General features: G+C 64.9%; 15 protein-coding genes. 13 read left to right on the top strand and 2 right to left on the bottom strand.

Going from position 1 to position 15,598, the window contains the following annotated elements; genetic code table 11:
• The first annotated feature begins 31 nt into the window (after positions 1 to 31).
• From uvrA to LQ144_RS03595, 13 genes are all read left to right on the top strand, one after another.
• A complete protein-coding gene (gene uvrA / locus LQ144_RS03655) occupies positions 32 to 2,974 on the top strand; it encodes an excinuclease ABC subunit UvrA (protein ID WP_230117209.1) in 2,943 nt (980 codons plus the stop codon).
• 120 nt (positions 2,975 to 3,094) lie between these two features.
• The gene (locus tag LQ144_RS03650; protein WP_230117208.1) at positions 3,095 to 3,811 is read left to right on the top strand and encodes an HAD hydrolase-like protein; all 717 of its coding nucleotides are present in this window, start codon (positions 3,095 to 3,097) and stop codon (positions 3,809 to 3,811) included.
• Entirely contained in the window at positions 3,798 to 4,466 is a 669-nt protein-coding gene (locus tag LQ144_RS03645) for a lysophospholipid acyltransferase family protein (RefSeq protein WP_230117207.1), read from the top strand. Before LQ144_RS03650 ends, LQ144_RS03645 begins: the two co-directional genes overlap by 14 nt.
• 81 nt (positions 4,467 to 4,547) lie before the next feature.
• Positions 4,548 to 6,563, top strand: a complete 2,016-nt coding sequence (uvrC, locus tag LQ144_RS03640) for an excinuclease ABC subunit UvrC (protein ID WP_230117206.1) — start codon at positions 4,548 to 4,550, stop codon at positions 6,561 to 6,563.
• A gap of 103 nt (positions 6,564 to 6,666) precedes the next feature.
• On the top strand, positions 6,667 to 7,590 hold the full coding sequence (rapZ, locus tag LQ144_RS03635; protein ID WP_230117314.1) for an RNase adapter RapZ: 924 nt from the start codon (positions 6,667 to 6,669) through the stop codon (positions 7,588 to 7,590).
• Positions 7,590 to 8,603, top strand: coding sequence for a uridine diphosphate-N-acetylglucosamine-binding protein YvcK (gene yvcK / locus LQ144_RS03630; RefSeq protein WP_230117205.1), 1,014 nt, complete (start codon positions 7,590 to 7,592; stop codon positions 8,601 to 8,603). The genes rapZ and yvcK overlap by 1 nt, the downstream gene beginning before the upstream one ends.
• Positions 8,604 to 8,612: 9 nt before the next feature.
• Positions 8,613 to 9,593, top strand: coding sequence for a DNA-binding protein WhiA (whiA, locus tag LQ144_RS03625; protein ID WP_230117204.1), 981 nt, complete (start codon positions 8,613 to 8,615; stop codon positions 9,591 to 9,593).
• Between the two features lie 180 nt (positions 9,594 to 9,773).
• Entirely contained in the window at positions 9,774 to 10,397 is a 624-nt protein-coding gene (locus LQ144_RS03620) for a superoxide dismutase (protein ID WP_230117203.1), read from the top strand.
• Positions 10,398 to 10,665: 268 nt separating this feature from the next.
• The gene (gene gap, locus LQ144_RS03615) at positions 10,666 to 11,676 is read left to right on the top strand and encodes a type I glyceraldehyde-3-phosphate dehydrogenase (protein WP_230117202.1); all 1,011 of its coding nucleotides are present in this window, start codon (positions 10,666 to 10,668) and stop codon (positions 11,674 to 11,676) included.
• A gap of 10 nt (positions 11,677 to 11,686) precedes the next feature.
• On the top strand, positions 11,687 to 12,913 hold the full coding sequence (locus tag LQ144_RS03610; RefSeq protein ID WP_230117201.1) for a phosphoglycerate kinase: 1,227 nt from the start codon (positions 11,687 to 11,689) through the stop codon (positions 12,911 to 12,913).
• Positions 12,914 to 13,004: 91 nt separating this feature from the next.
• Positions 13,005 to 13,820: a triose-phosphate isomerase gene (gene tpiA, locus LQ144_RS03605; RefSeq protein ID WP_230117200.1), complete on the top strand. Its 816-nt coding sequence runs from the start codon at positions 13,005 to 13,007 to the stop codon at positions 13,818 to 13,820.
• 49 nt (positions 13,821 to 13,869) lie between these two features.
• On the top strand, positions 13,870 to 14,127 hold the full coding sequence (gene secG, locus LQ144_RS03600; protein ID WP_230117199.1) for a preprotein translocase subunit SecG: 258 nt from the start codon (positions 13,870 to 13,872) through the stop codon (positions 14,125 to 14,127).
• 76 nt (positions 14,128 to 14,203) lie between these two features.
• Complete coding sequence (locus tag LQ144_RS03595) at positions 14,204 to 14,629, top strand: RNA polymerase-binding protein RbpA (protein ID WP_354962124.1); 426 nt, start codon at positions 14,204 to 14,206, stop codon at positions 14,627 to 14,629.
• Here LQ144_RS03595 and pgl read toward each other — a convergent pair.
• The gene (gene pgl / locus LQ144_RS03590) at positions 14,600 to 15,418 is read right to left on the bottom strand and encodes a 6-phosphogluconolactonase (RefSeq protein WP_230117197.1); all 819 of its coding nucleotides are present in this window, start codon (positions 15,416 to 15,418) and stop codon (positions 14,600 to 14,602) included. The genes LQ144_RS03595 and pgl overlap by 30 nt on opposite strands.
• Positions 15,408 to 15,598 (bottom strand): OpcA/G6PD domain-containing protein (locus LQ144_RS03585; RefSeq protein ID WP_230117196.1); only part of this gene is annotated, 191 nt, incomplete at its 5' end. The genes LQ144_RS03585 and pgl, both read right to left, overlap by 11 nt.

The raw sequence follows: 15,598 nt of genomic DNA, 5'->3' as shown, positions 1-15,598 counted from the left end.
ATTCGAAGAAGTTTTCGATTAGCATTAGTGGGTGCCTAAAGCCGTAGCTGAAGAATCAGCCGTTGATGCCCACTCCGCCGTCGTGCCCCTGAACCCTGCGAAACCGGAGCGCGCGACTCCTGCGCGCCCGGATCTGTCCCGCCTGGTAGTCAAGGGCGCACGGGAACACAACCTGCGCAACGTGGACCTCGATCTTCCGCGGGACGCGATGATCGTCTTCACCGGCCTCTCGGGTTCGGGGAAGTCGTCCCTTGCCTTCGACACCATCTTCGCCGAGGGCCAGCGCCGCTACGTCGAGTCGCTCTCGGCCTACGCCCGCCAGTTCCTCGGGCAGGTGGACAAGCCCGACGTCGACTTCATCGAAGGCCTTTCCCCGGCGGTGTCCATCGACCAGAAGTCCACGAGCAAGAACCCGCGCTCCACGGTCGGCACTATCACCGAGATCTACGACTACATGCGTCTGCTGTGGGCGCGAGTGGGCCGCCCGTACTGCCCGGTCTGCGGCGAGCCCGTCATCAAGCAGACACCGCAGCAGATCGTGGACCAGCTGCTGGAACTGGAGCACGGCACCCGCTTCCAGGTCCTCGCACCCGTGGTGCGCGGCCGCAAGGGCGAGTTCGTCGACCTCTTCAAGGAACTGACGGCAAAAGGCTATTCCCGCGCCCGGGTGGACGGGGAGCTCATTCAGCTCAGCGATCCCCCCAAGCTCGGCAAGCAGTTCAAGCACACCATCGAAGTCGTGGTGGACAGGCTCGTGGTCAAGGAGGGCATCAGCCAGCGGCTGACGGATTCCATCGAGACGGCCCTGGGACTGGCCGAAGGCCGCGTGCTGGCTGAGTTCGTGGACCTCGACGCCGATGCCCCCGGCCGCCTGCGTGCGTTCTCGGAAAATCTGGCGTGCCCCAACGAGCACCCGCTGGCCATCGACGAAATCGAGCCGAGGTCGTTCTCCTTCAACAACCCGTTCGGCGCCTGCTCGGCCTGCAGCGGCATCGGAACCAAGCTCGAAGTCGATGAGGACCTCATCGTTCCGAATGCGGAGCTTTCGCTGGCCGAAGGTGCCATCGCGCCGTGGTCCCTCGGCACCGCCACCACGGAATACTGGAACCGGCTGCTGGACGGACTCGCCAAGGACGTCGGCTTCTCCATGGACACCCCGTGGGAGAAGCTGACGGCCGACGTCCGCCAGACCGTCCTCCACGGCAAGGACCATAACGTGGTGGTTCAGTACCGCAACAGGTTTGGCCGGGAGCGCAAATACAGCACCGGGTTCGAAGGCGCCATCCAGTACGTACACCGCAAGCATGGCGAGACGGATTCGGACTGGGCCCGCGACCGCTACGAGGAATACATGCGGCAGGTTCCCTGCCCTGCATGCAACGGCGCGAGGCTCAACCCGGCGTCGCTGTCTGTCCTCATCAACGGCAAATCGATCGCGGAGGTGGCAGCGCTGCCCATGCGCGATTGCGCCGAATTCCTCAGCAATCTCGTGCTGACCGGACGCGAGGCACAGATCGCCCACCAGGTCCTCAAGGAAATCCAGGCCCGGCTGACGTTCCTGTTGGACGTCGGGCTGGAATACCTGAACCTTGAACGGCCCTCCGCGACCCTTTCCGGCGGCGAGGCACAGCGGATCCGGCTTGCAACGCAGATCGGCTCCGGTCTGGTGGGCGTGCTGTATGTCCTGGACGAGCCCTCCATCGGGCTGCACCAGAGGGACAACCGCCGGCTCATCGAGACGCTCACCCGGCTCAGGGACATGGGCAACACCCTCATCGTGGTCGAGCACGATGAAGACACCATCCATGAAGCGGACTGGATCGTCGACATCGGGCCCGGGGCAGGGGAGCACGGCGGCCAGGTGGTCCACTCCGGGTCCTACGAAGCCCTGCTCGAGAACACGGCGTCCCTCACCGGTGACTACCTTTCGGGGCGGAAGAAGATCGACGTCCCCAAGAAACGGCGCAAGTACGACAAAAAGCGTGAGCTGAAAGTCATCGGCGCCCGGGAAAACAATCTCATTAATGTCGATGCCGCCTTCCCGCTGGGCTTGTTTACGGCCGTGACGGGAGTCAGCGGCTCCGGCAAGTCCACCCTGGTGAACGAGATCTTGTACAAGGTGCTCGCCAACAAGCTCAACGGCGCCAAGCAGGTGGCGGGGCGGCACAAGACCGTCCAGGGGCTGGAGCACCTGGACAAGGTGGTCCATGTGGACCAGAGCCCCATCGGGCGCACACCGCGCTCCAACCCGGCCACGTACACGGGGGTGTTCGACAACATCCGCAAGCTGTTCGCGGAAACCACCGAGGCCAAGGTCCGCGGATACTTGCCGGGACGCTTCTCCTTCAACGTCAAGGGCGGCAGATGCGAGGCCTGTTCGGGTGACGGAACACTGAAGATCGAGATGAACTTCCTGCCGGATGTGTATGTTCCCTGTGAGGTCTGCCACGGTGCCCGGTACAACCGTGAGACGCTCGAAGTGCACTACAAGGGCAAGACCATCGCGGACGTGCTGAACATGCCGATCGAGGAAGGGGCCGAATTCTTCGCGGCATTCTCCCCGATTGCCCGTCACCTCAACACGCTCGTGGATGTCGGACTCGGCTACGTGCGCCTCGGCCAGCCAGCCACCACGCTCTCCGGCGGCGAAGCCCAGCGTGTGAAGCTCGCTGCGGAGCTCCAGAAGCGCTCCAACGGCCGCAGCATCTACGTCCTGGACGAGCCGACCACCGGCCTGCACTTCGAGGACATCCGGAAGCTGCTGCTGGTACTTCAGGGCCTGGTGGACAAGGGCAACACCGTCATCACCATCGAGCACAACCTGGACGTCATCAAAAGTGCGGACTGGGTCGTGGACCTCGGCCCGGACGGCGGCTCGGGAGGCGGACGGATCGTGGCATCAGGAACGCCGGAGCAGCTTGCCAAGTCGACGGAGAGCCACACCGCCAGCTTCCTGGCGGAGATCCTCGGCTAGAGCAGGCAGCTGACCAGCCCATTCGGCGGACGGCGGTGAAATTCACCATGCCGTGCGGGGAAGTATTCCCTGCACGGCATGTGAGTTTGAGCAAAGGTGCTGTCATGAGAAACTAAGCCGGTGACTTCAACAACAGTGCCCGTGATTTTCGACCTGGACGGCACTCTTGTCGATCCGGCCGGCGGAATAACAGACGGAATTGCGTCGGCCCTCCGGGAATTTGGCCTTCCCGTCCCCGCCCAGGACGTCCTGGACGCCATGATCGGGCCCAAGCTGAGCGATTCACTGCTGAATATCGCGGCCGTTCCACCGGCCATGCTTGCTGCAGTCATCCGGAGCTACCGGATGCATTACCTTGACACCGGCATATCGCAGAGCCGCCTGTACCCAGGGATTGTGGAGCTCCTCGACAGCTACGTGGCCGCAGGACGGCCCGTCGCCGTAGCCACGCAGAAGCCGGAAACCCTGGCGCAGCTTGTCCTGCAGCACCACAAGATAGCAAACCGGTTCCAGTCCGTCCGGGGATCCGCGGTCAACGAAACCGCAGCGGCGGCCGGACCGGTCGGCAAGACGGGCATCATTGCTGCCGCCATGGCCGACCTCCGCACGCAGCATGCCGTGATGGTGGGGGACCGCGCCCAGGACGTGGCAGGAGCACTCGCCAATGGCCTGGACTGCGTCGGTGTCGGCTGGGGTTTTGCCCTTGACGGCGAACTGGAGGAAGCCGGGGCAGTCGCCGTGGTTCACGACACCCCCAGCCTGCGCACCACCATCGAGGAACTGGAATCAGTCCGCGCCGCCGCCCTGAGTGAGGTGCGCAACGATGGAGCTGTTTGACGGCATCCGCTGGACCACCCGCGGGCTGATTTCGGGAACGTGCCGGCCAACGGTCATCGGACTGGAAAACGTCCCCAAGGAGGGCCCGTTCATCGTGGCCCCCAACCACCTCTCGTTCCTGGACAGCGTGATTGTGCAGGCGCTGATGCCGCGGCCGGTCGCTTTCTTCGCCAAAGCGGAGTACTTCACCACCAGAGGCTTCAAGGGGCGGCTCATGAAGTCGTTCTTTGAAGCCGTCGGCTCCATTCCCGTTGAGCGCGGGGAGCAGGCCGCCAGCGTGCAGGCGCTGAAGACGCTCCTGGACATCCTGGAGGACGGGAAAGGCATCGGCATTTACCCCGAGGGCACACGGTCGCGGGACGGGATCCTCTACCGTGGCCGGACCGGCGTTGGCTGGCTTGCACTCACGACGGGCGCGCCAGTCATCCCGGTGGGCCTCATCGGAACCGAGAAGCTGCAACCCGCCGGCCGCAATGCCGTCAAACCCCAGCACTTCACGATGAAGGTCGGAGAGCCGCTCTATTTCGAGAAGACCGGCCCGGACCACTCCCTGCCGGCACGCCGCCAGGTCACTGACCGCATCATGGACGCCATTGCCGGGCTGAGCGGCCAGGAGCGCTCCACGAGCTACAACCAGAGCAAGGCCGTCGAGTAGGCAGTGCCCCCGCACCCAGGCGTCGTCCGGCGCCTCCAGGGCCGGGCAACGGGCCTGCCTGAAGCTCAGTAGACTTGAAGCGTGGCAGATCCAGCAAGTTACCGACCCCAGACGGGTGAAATTCCGACCAATCCGGGCGTATACAGGTTCAGGGATCCCCACGGCAGGGTCATCTACGTGGGCAAGGCCAAGAACCTCCGCTCCCGCCTGAACTCGTACTTCGCCAACCCCGCGGGCCTCCTGCCCAAGACCCACGCCATGGTCCATACCGCCAGCAGCGTGGAATGGACGGTGGTGGGCAGCGAGCTTGAGTCGCTGCAGCTGGAGTACACGTGGATCAAGGAATTCAAGCCGCGGTTCAATGTCGTGTTCCGGGACGACAAGACCTACCCGTACCTCGCCGTCACCATGGGGGAGAAGCTGCCCCGTGTGCAGGTCATGCGCGGCGAGCGGCGCAAGGGCACCCGCTACTTCGGCCCCTACACGGCGGGCGCCATCCGGGAAACCATGGACACCCTGCTGCGTGTCTTCCCGGTGCGCAGCTGCAGCCCGGGTGTCCTCAAACGAGCCCAGGCCAGCGGCCGGCCGTGCCTGCTCGGCTACATCGACAAATGCTCGGCCCCCTGCGTCGGCCGGGTTACGCCCGAGGAGCACCGGGCTCTGGCCGAGGACTTCTGCGCCTTCATGGGAGGCGAGGCCAAGCGCTTCATCTCCCGGCTGGAAAAAGAGATGGCAGCCGCCGTCGCCGAACTTGACTACGAACGGGCCGCCCGGCTCCGCGACGACATCGTCGCCCTCCGCAAAGTCTTTGAACGCAACGCCGTGGTGCTCGCTGAAGACACGGACGCCGACGTTTTCGCGCTGTACGAGGACGAGCTCGAAGCTGCGGTTCAGGTGTTCCATGTGCGCGGCGGCCGCGTCAGGGGCCAGCGCGGGTGGGTGGTTGAAAAGGTGGAGGATTCCACGACGCCGGACCTTGTGGAGCACCTGCTGCAGCAGGTCTACGGGGAGGACGGCGATACCCAGGGTCGGCTGCCCCGCGAGGTGCTGGTTCCGGTGGAGCCGAGCAACGCAGCTGAACTGGCGGTGTGGCTGGGCGGCCTTCGGGGCGCGAAAGTGGACATCCGGGTGCCGCAGCGCGGCGACAAGGCCGCACTGATGTCGACGGTCCGGGAGAACGCGGAGCACGCGCTCAAGCTCCACAAGACCAGGCGTGCCGGCGATCTCACCGTGCGGTCCCAGGCCCTGCAGGAACTGCAGGAAGCCCTGGAGCTGCCCGTGCCGCTGCTGCGGATCGAGTGCTACGACGTCTCCCACGTCCAGGGAACGAACGTCGTGGCCTCGATGGTGGTGGTGGAAGACGGTCTGCCTAAGAAATCCGACTACCGTAAATTCTCCATCACGGGAGCGGCGGCTACGGATGACACCGCGGCCATGCACGACGTCCTCACCCGGCGCTTCCGTCACTATCTGCTGGATAAGACGGCACAGGTGGAGGCCTCCGACCTGGGAACCGTCACGGCGAAGCCTGCCGGGTCGGCCGACGCGCCGGTAGAGGACACCACCACTCCCGCACCGCGGGCCAAATTCGCCTACCCTCCCAACCTCGTGGTGGTGGACGGAGGAAAACCGCAGGTCAACGCGGCTGCACGCGCCCTCGCGGGGCTCGGTGTGGACGACGTCTATGTTGTGGGACTGGCCAAAAGGCTTGAGGAGGTGTGGCTGCCGGACAGTGATTTCCCGGTCATTTTGCCCCGTTCGTCGCAGGGCCTGTACATGTTGCAGCGCATCCGCGACGAGGCCCACCGCTTTGCCATTTCGTTCCACCGGCAGAAGCGCGGAAAGGCCATGACCGTCTCGGTCCTTGACGGCGTGCCCGGCCTCGGCGACTCCAAGCGCAAGGCGCTGCTGGCGCACTTCGGCTCCGCCAAGAAAATCAAGGCGGCGTCCATCGACGAGCTCACCGCGGCTAAAGGCATCGGCCCGTCGCTTGCCGCGGCCATCGTCACCCACTTCAGCTCGAACGGAGCCGGGAGCGAGTCCGCCGACGCCATGCCAGCCATCAACATGACCACCGGCGAAGTCCTGGAAACTTAGCTAGCGTCCTGAATCTTAGCTAGGGTAAGTACGGGAATCCTGCCGCGCGCACTGGCGTGCGCAGGCACACAAGAAGCGCAGAGCAGGAATGGGGCTGGATTTAATGGCAGAGTCGACGGCGGGATCGGGCGCGGACGAGGACGGCCTCACACCGGTCAAGCCAGTCGAGGCAGAACTGCTGGTGGTGACCGGCATGTCCGGGGCGGGCCGCAGCACAGCGGCTGACGCCCTCGAAGACCACGGCTGGTACGTCGTCGAAAACCTGCCGCCGCAGATGCTGGGCACCCTCGCCGAGCTGGTCTCCCACGCCCCGCAGTCCATTCCCAAGCTGGCGGTCGTCATGGACGTGCGGAGCAAGGCGCTGTTCGCGGACATCCGCGCAGCCCTCGGCGCCCTGGCGGCCAGTGGAGTCACATTCCGGGTGCTGTTCCTGGATGCGAGCGACGACGTCCTGGTCCGCCGGTTCGAGCAGGGCAGGCGCCCGCACCCGCTCCAGGGCGGGGGCCGGATCCTGGACGGCATTGCCGCCGAGCGCGAACTCCTCAAGGAGCTGCGGGATTCCTCCGACCTCGTCCTCGACACGTCCGCGCTCAATGTGCACGGGCTGGCCACCGCCATCACGGAACTGTTCACGGAGACTGGCCCTGTGGCCCTGCGGCTGAACGTCATGAGCTTCGGCTTCAAGTACGGCCTGCCCGTGGATGCGAACTATGTGGCGGACGTCCGCTTCATTCCCAACCCGCACTGGGTGCCGAAGCTCCGCCCGCACACCGGCCTCGACCAGGACGTGAGCGACTACGTCCTCGAGGCCGAAGGCGTTCCGAGTTTCGTCGAACGCTACGTCCTGGCACTTGAACCCGTCCTCGACGGGTACCGCCGCGAGAACAAGCACTACGCCACCATCGCCGTGGGATGCACCGGCGGGAAACACCGCTCGGTGGCGGTCGCCGTCGAGCTTTCCAAGAAACTGGCGCAATATCCGCGCGTCACGGTGACCACCACCCACCGGGATCTGGGCCGCGAATAATGGGAGTTCTCACCGGCCCGCTGCCGCTCATTCCGCCCTCCGGCCTGGCCGGCTCCCAGCAGGCAAAGGGACCTTCGGTCGTGGCCCTCGGCGGAGGCCACGGCCTCTCGGCCTCGTTGTCGGCGCTGCGGCTGCTGACGTCCGAGCTGACCGCTATTGTCACCGTGGCGGACGACGGCGGATCCTCCGGCCGCCTCCGCGAAGAGTACGGAGTCCTGCCCCCGGGCGATCTCCGGATGGCGCTGTCCGCGCTGTGCGACGACACCGACTGGGGCCGCACCTGGCGCGACGTCATGCAGCACCGCTTCCGGTCAGGGCCGGGCGGCGGCTCGCTGGACGACCACGCCATGGGAAACCTGCTGATCGTTACGCTCTGGGAGCTGCTCGGCGATGCAGTGGCCGGGCTGAAGTGGGCCGGCGCACTACTCGGGGCCCGCGGCCAGGTGCTGCCCATGTCCACGGTGCCGCTCACCATCGAGGGTGACGTCCGCGTTGCCTCGCCCGACGGCAGCAGCACGCTCACCACCATCAAAGGCCAGGCGCGCTGCGCCGTCGCCGGCTCGCTTGAGAGCGTCAGGCTGCTGCCCGAACATGCACCGGCGTGCGTGGAGGCTTTGACGGCAATCGAACTGGCCGACTGGGTGGTTCTCGGTCCGGGGTCGTGGTACACCTCCGTCCTGCCGCACCTGTTGCTGCCGGAGATGCGGCAGGCGCTGTGTGACACGCCGGCCAAACGCTGCCTGACCATGAACCTCGCCATGGACACCAAGGAGACCTCGGGGATGTCCGCCGCCGACCACCTGCACGTCCTGCGCACCTACGCTCCGGAGTTCAGCGCGGACGTGGTGCTCGCCGACCCCGCGTCCGTTTCGGATATGAAGGAGTTTGAGCGGGCCGCCGGGATGATCGGAGCCGAGGTTGTCTTGGGTAAAGTGGGGGCTCCGGGTCGGCGTCCTGTACACGACCCCCTGCGGCTCGCAACGGCCTACCAGGATATTTTTGGGAACAGTTAGGAAGGTGCCATGGCACTGACAGCATCAGTCAAGGAAGAACTGTCCCGCCTGGACATAAAGAAGTCTTCGGTCCGCAAGGCCGAAGTCTCGGCCATGCTCCGCTTTGCCGGCGGACTGCACATCATTTCCGGCCGGATTGTCATCGAGGCCGAAGTGGACCTGGCCTCCACGGCCCGGCGCCTGCGGGCAGCCATCGCCGAAGTCTATGGGCACCAGAGCGAAATCATCGTCGTCTCCGGCAGCGGGCTGCGACGCGGCAGCCGTTACGTGGTGCGGGTAGTCCGCGACGGCGAGGCCCTGGCCCGGCAGACCGGCCTCCTGGACACCCGGGGCCGCCCGGTGCGCGGACTGCCTTCGGTGGTGGTCAACGGCTCGGCCGCCGACGCCGAGGCGGTGTGGCGCGGTGCTTTCCTGGCCCACGGTTCCCTGACCGAGCCCGGCCGGTCCTCCTCCATGGAAGTCACCTGTCCCGGCCCGGAATCCGCATTGGCCCTGGTAGGTGCCGCGAGGCGGCTCGGCATCCAGGCGAAGGCGCGTGAAGTCAGGGGAGTGGACCGCGTGGTGATCCGCGACGGCGACACAATCGCCGCACTGCTCACCCGGATGGGCGCCCACGACGCGCTGATGGTCTGGGAGGAACGGCGCATGCGGAAGGAAGTGCGGGCCACCGCCAACCGGCTCGCCAACTTCGACGACGCCAATCTCCGGCGCTCGGCCCAGGCGGCGGTAGCCGCAGGAGCACGCGTCGACCGAGCCCTGGAGATCCTCGGCGACGACGTTCCCGAACACCTCAAATACGCAGGGGAGCTCAGGGTTGCCCACAAACAGGCCAGCCTCGATGAACTTGGACGGCTCGCCGATCCGCCCATGACCAAGGACGCCATCGCCGGACGCATCCGGCGTCTGCTGGCCATGGCCGACAAACGTGCCTCTGATCTCGGCATTCCCGGGACGGATGCCAATGTGACGCCGGAAATGCTGGACGAGTAGCGGCGCCCCTAGAATCAAGACCAGATGGTGGAGATACCCTGGCTGGCCGGGAGCTTCGGCTCAGGAACCGGTGAGGGTGCCAGGATCCAGCCATTGGAAATTTCCGGGTGACCAGTCATCCGGATGCACAATCCGAGAGTTACCAAACCGGACAAGCTGTCCACTACATTGGAGGATTTTGTGACCGAGTACGTTCTGCCCGAACTCAAGTACGACTACGCAGCGCTGGAGCCCCACATCTCCGCGAAGATCATGGAGCTGCACCACAGCAAGCACCATGCAGCCTACGTAACGGGCGCCAACAACGCGCTGGCCCAGCTCGCCGAGGCCCGCGACAAGGGCGACTTCGCCAACATCAACCGTCTTTCCAAGGACCTGGCCTTCCACACCGGCGGCCACATCAACCACTCCGTGTTCTGGAACAACCTCTCGCCGGACGGCGGCGACAAGCCGGAGGGCGAGCTGGCTGCAGCCATCGACGACGCCTTCGGCTCCTTCGACGCTTTCCGCGCCCAGTTCTCCGCAGCCGCCCTCGGCCTGCAGGGATCCGGCTGGGGCTTCCTGGCGTACGAGCCCATCGGTGGCAACCTCGTCATCGAGCAGCTCTACGACCAGCAGGGCAATGTGGCACTTGGCACCACGCCGCTGCTCATGCTGGACATGTGGGAGCACGCCTTCTACCTCGACTACGTCAACGTCAAGGCGGACTACGTCAAGGCGTTCTGGAACATCGTGAACTGGGCAGATGTCGCGCAGCGCTTCGCCGCCGCCCGCGCCAATGCCACCGGTCTGATCACGCTCTAGGACTGTGATGTGCGCAACGCACACTGGTAACAAACTTCACATTCGGCGTCTTTAGGGCCGAATTGTGGACGGTCTGCCCCCGCACTTGCGGGGGCAGACCTTCTTAAACGTAAGATGGATCACGGAAGGCGGTTAGCCTTCAGCAATGTGGCTGGTCGCCCTCCGATCTGGTAATCATCTCTGCCCAATGGCGTGCGGGATCTGTTAGTTGGCTAGAACGCCCGCTCAACTAGTTGTGCTTCAACAAGCACCAAGGAGACTGAAAAAAGTGACCACCCGTATTGGTATTAACGGCTTTGGCCGCATCGGCCGCAACTACTTCCGCGCAGCACTTGCACAGGGTGCGGACCTCGAAATCGTTGCTGTCAACGACCTCACCAGCCCCGAGGCACTTGCCCACCTGCTGAAGTACGACTCCGTCGGCGGCCGCCTGACCGAAACCGTTGAGGTCAAAGAGGGCAACCTGGTCGTCAACGGCAACGCCATCAAGGTCCTTGCCGAGCGGGATCCGGCCAACCTTCCCTGGGCTGACCTGAACGTTGACATCGTCATCGAGTCCACCGGCTTCTTCACCAAGGCCGCCGCAGCGCAGAAGCACATCGACGCCGGCGCCAAGAAGGTCCTGATCTCCGCCCCGGCCTCAGACGAGGACATCACCATCGTGATGGGCGTGAACCACGAGCTGTACGACCCCGCAGCCCACAACATCATCTCCAACGCGTCGTGCACCACCAACTGCCTGGGCCCGCTGGCCAAGGTCATCAACGACGAGTTCGGCATCGAACGCGGTCTCATGACCACGATTCACGCCTACACGGCCGACCAGAACCTGCAGGACGGCCCGCACAACGACCTCCGCCGCGCCCGCGCCGCAGCGATCAACATGGTCCCCACCTCCACCGGTGCGGCCAAGGCCATCGGCCTGGTCCTTCCGGAGCTCAAGGGCAAGCTGGACGGCTACGCCATCCGCGTACCGGTCCCCACCGGCTCCGCAACCGACCTTACCGTCACGGTTTCCCGGGAGACCACGGTTGAGGAAGTCAACGCAGCACTGAAGAAGGCGTCTGAGTCCGAGGCACTCCAGGGCTTCCTGACCTACACGGATGAGCCGATCGTCTCCTCCGACATCGTTGGCGACCCTGCTTCCTCCATCTTCGACTCCGGACTGACCAAGGTCATTGGCAACCAGGTCAAGGTTGTTTCCTGGTATGACAACGAATGGGGCTACTCAAACCGTCTGGTGGACCTCACGGAGCTCGTCGCATCCAAGCTGGGCTAGGGTTAGCTACATGACATTTCACACCCTCAACGAACTGATCGCTGAAGGTGTCCGCGGGCGGTACATTCTTGTCAGAAGTGACCTGAATGTGCCGCTCGACGGCTCTACAGTGACTGACGACGGCCGTATCAAGGCCTCACTGCCAGTGCTGGGAAAGCTCACGGACGCCGGTGCCCGCGTGCTGGTAACAGCCCACCTGGGCCGCCCCAAGGGCGCCCCGGAAGACAAGTACTCGCTCAAGCCCGCTGTCACGCGGCTGGCCGGGCTCGCGTCATTCCCCGTCTCGCTGGCGGAAGACACGGTCGGACCAGCAGCGAAGGAGCTCGCCTCCTCCCTGCAGGACGGGCAGGTTCTCGTTCTCGAGAACGTCCGCTTCGACGCCCGCGAAACAAGCAAGGACGACGCCGAGCGCGGCGCCTTTGCGGACGAGCTGGTGGCCCTGACCGGAGAAAACGGCGCCTATGTGGATGACGCTTTCGGTGCCGTGCACCGCAAACACGCCAGCGTTTACGACGTGGCCACCCGGCTTCCGTCGTACCAGGGCGACCTCGTCCACACCGAGGTAGAGGTGCTGCGCAAGCTCACGGCAGACACCCAGCGTCCCTACGTCGTGGTGCTTGGCGGCTCCAAGGTTTCTGACAAGCTCGCTGTCATCGACAACCTCATCGGCAAGGCGGACACGATCCTCGTTGGCGGCGGCATGCTGTTCACGTTCCTTGCAGCCGAAGGCCACAAGGTCGCCGGCAGCCTGCTGGAAGAGGACCAGATCCCGGTCGTCCAGGACTACCTCAAGCGTGCAGCCGACGCCGGCACGGAATTCGTGGTGCCCACCGACGTAGTGGTGGCAGCAAAGTTCGCCGCCGACGCGGACCACGAGACCGTCAGTGCGGAGGCCATCGAAAGCAGCAGCTTTGGTGCGCAGGGCATCGGCCTGGACATCGGCCCGGACTCCGCAAAGGCCTTCGCCGAGCGGATCAAGGCTGGCAGGACCGTCTTCTGGAACGGGCCCATGGGTGTCTTCGAATTCGAGGCGTTCTCGGCCGGCACCAAGGCCGTGGCACAGGCTCTGACCGAGACGGATGCCTTCACAGTGGTGGGCGGCGGCGACTCAGCCGCGGCAGTCCGGACCCTCGGCTTCGCCGATGACCAGTTCGGCCACATTTCCACCGGCGGCGGCGCCAGCCTGGAATACCTTGAAGGCAAGGAACTCCCCGGGCTGAGCGTCCTGGACCGCTAAAGCACTCCCAGCCGGCAGGGCGCCAGTATGCGTGCGCCCTGCCGGCTGTTTCACCTGACACGCACTTTTGACCTGCACTTTTGGAGAACACGTGACAACGTCAACAAACGGCACCTTCGACCGCAAGCCTCTGATTGCGGGCAACTGGAAGATGAACATGGACCATGTCCAGGGCATCACGCTCCTGCAGAAGCTTGCGTGGACCCTGTCCGACGCAAAGCATGATTACAGCCGCGTGGAAGTTGCCGTCTTCCCGCCGTTCACGGACCTTCGCGGCGTGCAGACGCTCGTCCAGGGCGACGAACTCGACGTAGCCTATGGCGGCCAGGACCTGTCCCAGTTCGACTCCGGCGCCTACACCGGGGACATCTCCGGGCAGTTCCTGAACAAGCTCGGCTGCACGTACGTCCTGGTCGGCCACAGCGAACGCCGCACCATCCACAACGAGTCTGACGACGTTCTCAACGCCAAGGTCAAGGCCGCCTACCGCCACGGCGTCACGCCGATGCTGTGCGTCGGCGAAGGTCTGGAAATCCGCCAGGCAGGCACCCACGTCCAGCACACCCTGGATCAGCTCCGCGCCGACGTCGAAGGGCTCAGCGCAGAGGAGGCCGCGGAACTCGTGGTCGCATACGAGCCCGTCTGGGCCATCGGGACCGGTGAAGTTGCCGGGCCCGAAGACGCCCAGGAAATGTGTGCCGCCATCCGGGCCGAACTGACTGAACTGTTCAGCGCGGACATCGCGGCCAAGGTGCGGCTTCTCTACGGCGGCTCTGTGAAAGCCAACAATGTGGCGGCGATCCTGAATGAGCGCGACGTCGACGGCGTGTTGGTGGGCGGCGCCAGCCTTGATCCTGCCGAGTTTGCTAATATTGTCAGGTTCGAGAGTCACCTGGTGACGGACTAGTCCGGACGCAGGCCAGATTCCCGCATTTCCTATCTTCTGAAAGGCCGTCGTGGACGTTCTTCATGTCATTCTGCAGATCCTCCTGGGCATCACCAGCCTCCTGCTGACCTTGCTCATCCTGCTCCATAAGGGACGTGGCGGCGGTCTGTCGGACATGTTCGGCGGCGGAATGAGTTCCGGCCTGAGCTCCTCCGGCGTTGCCGAGAAGAACCTGAACAGGTTCACCATCATCCTCGGGATCACCTGGGGCGTGGTCATCATCTCGCTCGGTCTGCTGATGCGGTTTACCGGCGTCGCTGACTCCTAGCGGGCCCTGCCTGGCCGGCCCCGCAGGCCCGGCGCCGCGCATGACCCTGCCGCCATCGGGAACTCCGCACTAAACTGTGGCTGTTGACCTTAACAGCAATGGTGCTAGTAGCGAGGAGTTCCCGGTGGCGCATTCATCTTCCGGTTTCCGGGGTACCCGTGTAGGTGTCACGGAAGGGACCGGGCTGAGGAATCAGGGCGAAGACCCGCTCGGTGAGCGGTTGCCGCGTATTTGTGTCTCCTACTGGTGCGTCCAGGGGCACGAGACGCGGCCTGTTTTCGTTAAGCTGCCCGAAGAGCAGATTCCCGAAGTGTGGGATTGCCGCAGATGCGGGAAAGCCGCCTCCCGGCACCCCGGGGCAGCCTTGGGGGAGGAAGCAAACGAGGATGGCTACAAGAGCCACCTGGATTACGTTAAAGAAAGACGCTCCAGCCAGGACGCGGAAGATGTCCTGGCCGGAGCGCTTCAACGGCTACGAGCCCGCGGGGGCCTTGCGGACTAGCTGCTCAGGCACGCGTGACGCCGCGTTTTCGTCGATCAGCCACAGGGTGCGGGAGCGCCCGGCCGGTCCGGCCGCGGGAACCTGCACAGGGTTGGCGCCTGCAAGAGCCAAACCGACCGCTCCCGCCTTGTCCTCGCCCGCAACAACCATCCACACCTCTGCCGCCGTGTTGATCGCGGGAAGCGTCAGCGAAATCCGCTCCGGCGGCGGCTTGGGTGAGTTGCGCACCCCGACCACCGTGAGCTGCTTCTCGCGGACGCCGCCCTGTTCCGGAAACAGCGACGCCACATGGGCGTCCGGCCCCACACCAAGCAGGACAACGTCGAAGCGCGGCAGGTTCCCAGGGTTCTCGGGCCTGTCGTCAGACATGTCAGCGGCGTGTTCGGACGCCGCAGCGTCGGCGAGCCGGCGGGCATAATCCTCGGCGGCCAGCTCCGGGCCTTCGAAATCGTCCGAAGAGCCCGGCTCGTGGACGCGTGCAGGGTCCACCGCGATGTGCTTCAGCAGTGCCTCATGGGCCTGGAGCGTGTTGCGGTCGGGATCCTTGGCGCCGACAAAGCGTTCGTCACCCCACCAGAAGTTCACCTTGGACCAGTCCACCGCGGGCGCCGCCGGTGAGTCCGCCACCGCCTTGAGAGTACCGATGCCCACCGTGCCCCCGGTCAGCACCACCGTTGCCTCACCGAACCTGTCCTGGACATCGACGAGCTTGGTGATCAGGCGAGCCGCGATGGCGGCCATGAGGACGGAAGAGTCTGGATGGATGCTTACTCTCGGGTCAGCGCTCACTGGGACGGACACTCCTTAGATTGGTACGTGGCAGTCCAATAGTAATCACTTCGCCGAACACTTCGTCGGGATCCAGACGCCGCAGTTCCTCGGCCAGGCAGTCCCGCAGGCTTCGCCGCGGCAGGGAAATCCGCTGGGCAGGCTGGCCCGGTTGGGTCAGTTCGGCCACTGACAGTCCGG

This window comes from Arthrobacter sp. Bi83, assembly GCF_918698095.1.
In the GTDB taxonomy this organism is placed as follows: domain Bacteria; phylum Actinomycetota; class Actinomycetes; order Actinomycetales; family Micrococcaceae; genus Arthrobacter.
This window is presented reverse-complemented; position numbering and strand designations above follow the sequence as displayed.

Coding starts and splice junctions, on each gene's coding strand:
- LQ144_RS03645 (WP_230117207.1), top strand. CDS start 3,798: ATGGAGCTGTTTGACGGCATCCGCTGGACCACCCGCGGGCTGATTTCG.
- rapZ (WP_230117314.1), top strand. CDS start 6,667: ATGGCAGAGTCGACGGCGGGATCGGGCGCGGACGAGGACGGCCTCACA.
- yvcK (WP_230117205.1), top strand. CDS start 7,590: ATGGGAGTTCTCACCGGCCCGCTGCCGCTCATTCCGCCCTCCGGCCTG.
- whiA (WP_230117204.1), top strand. CDS start 8,613: ATGGCACTGACAGCATCAGTCAAGGAAGAACTGTCCCGCCTGGACATA.
- LQ144_RS03610 (WP_230117201.1), top strand. CDS start 11,687: ATGACATTTCACACCCTCAACGAACTGATCGCTGAAGGTGTCCGCGGG.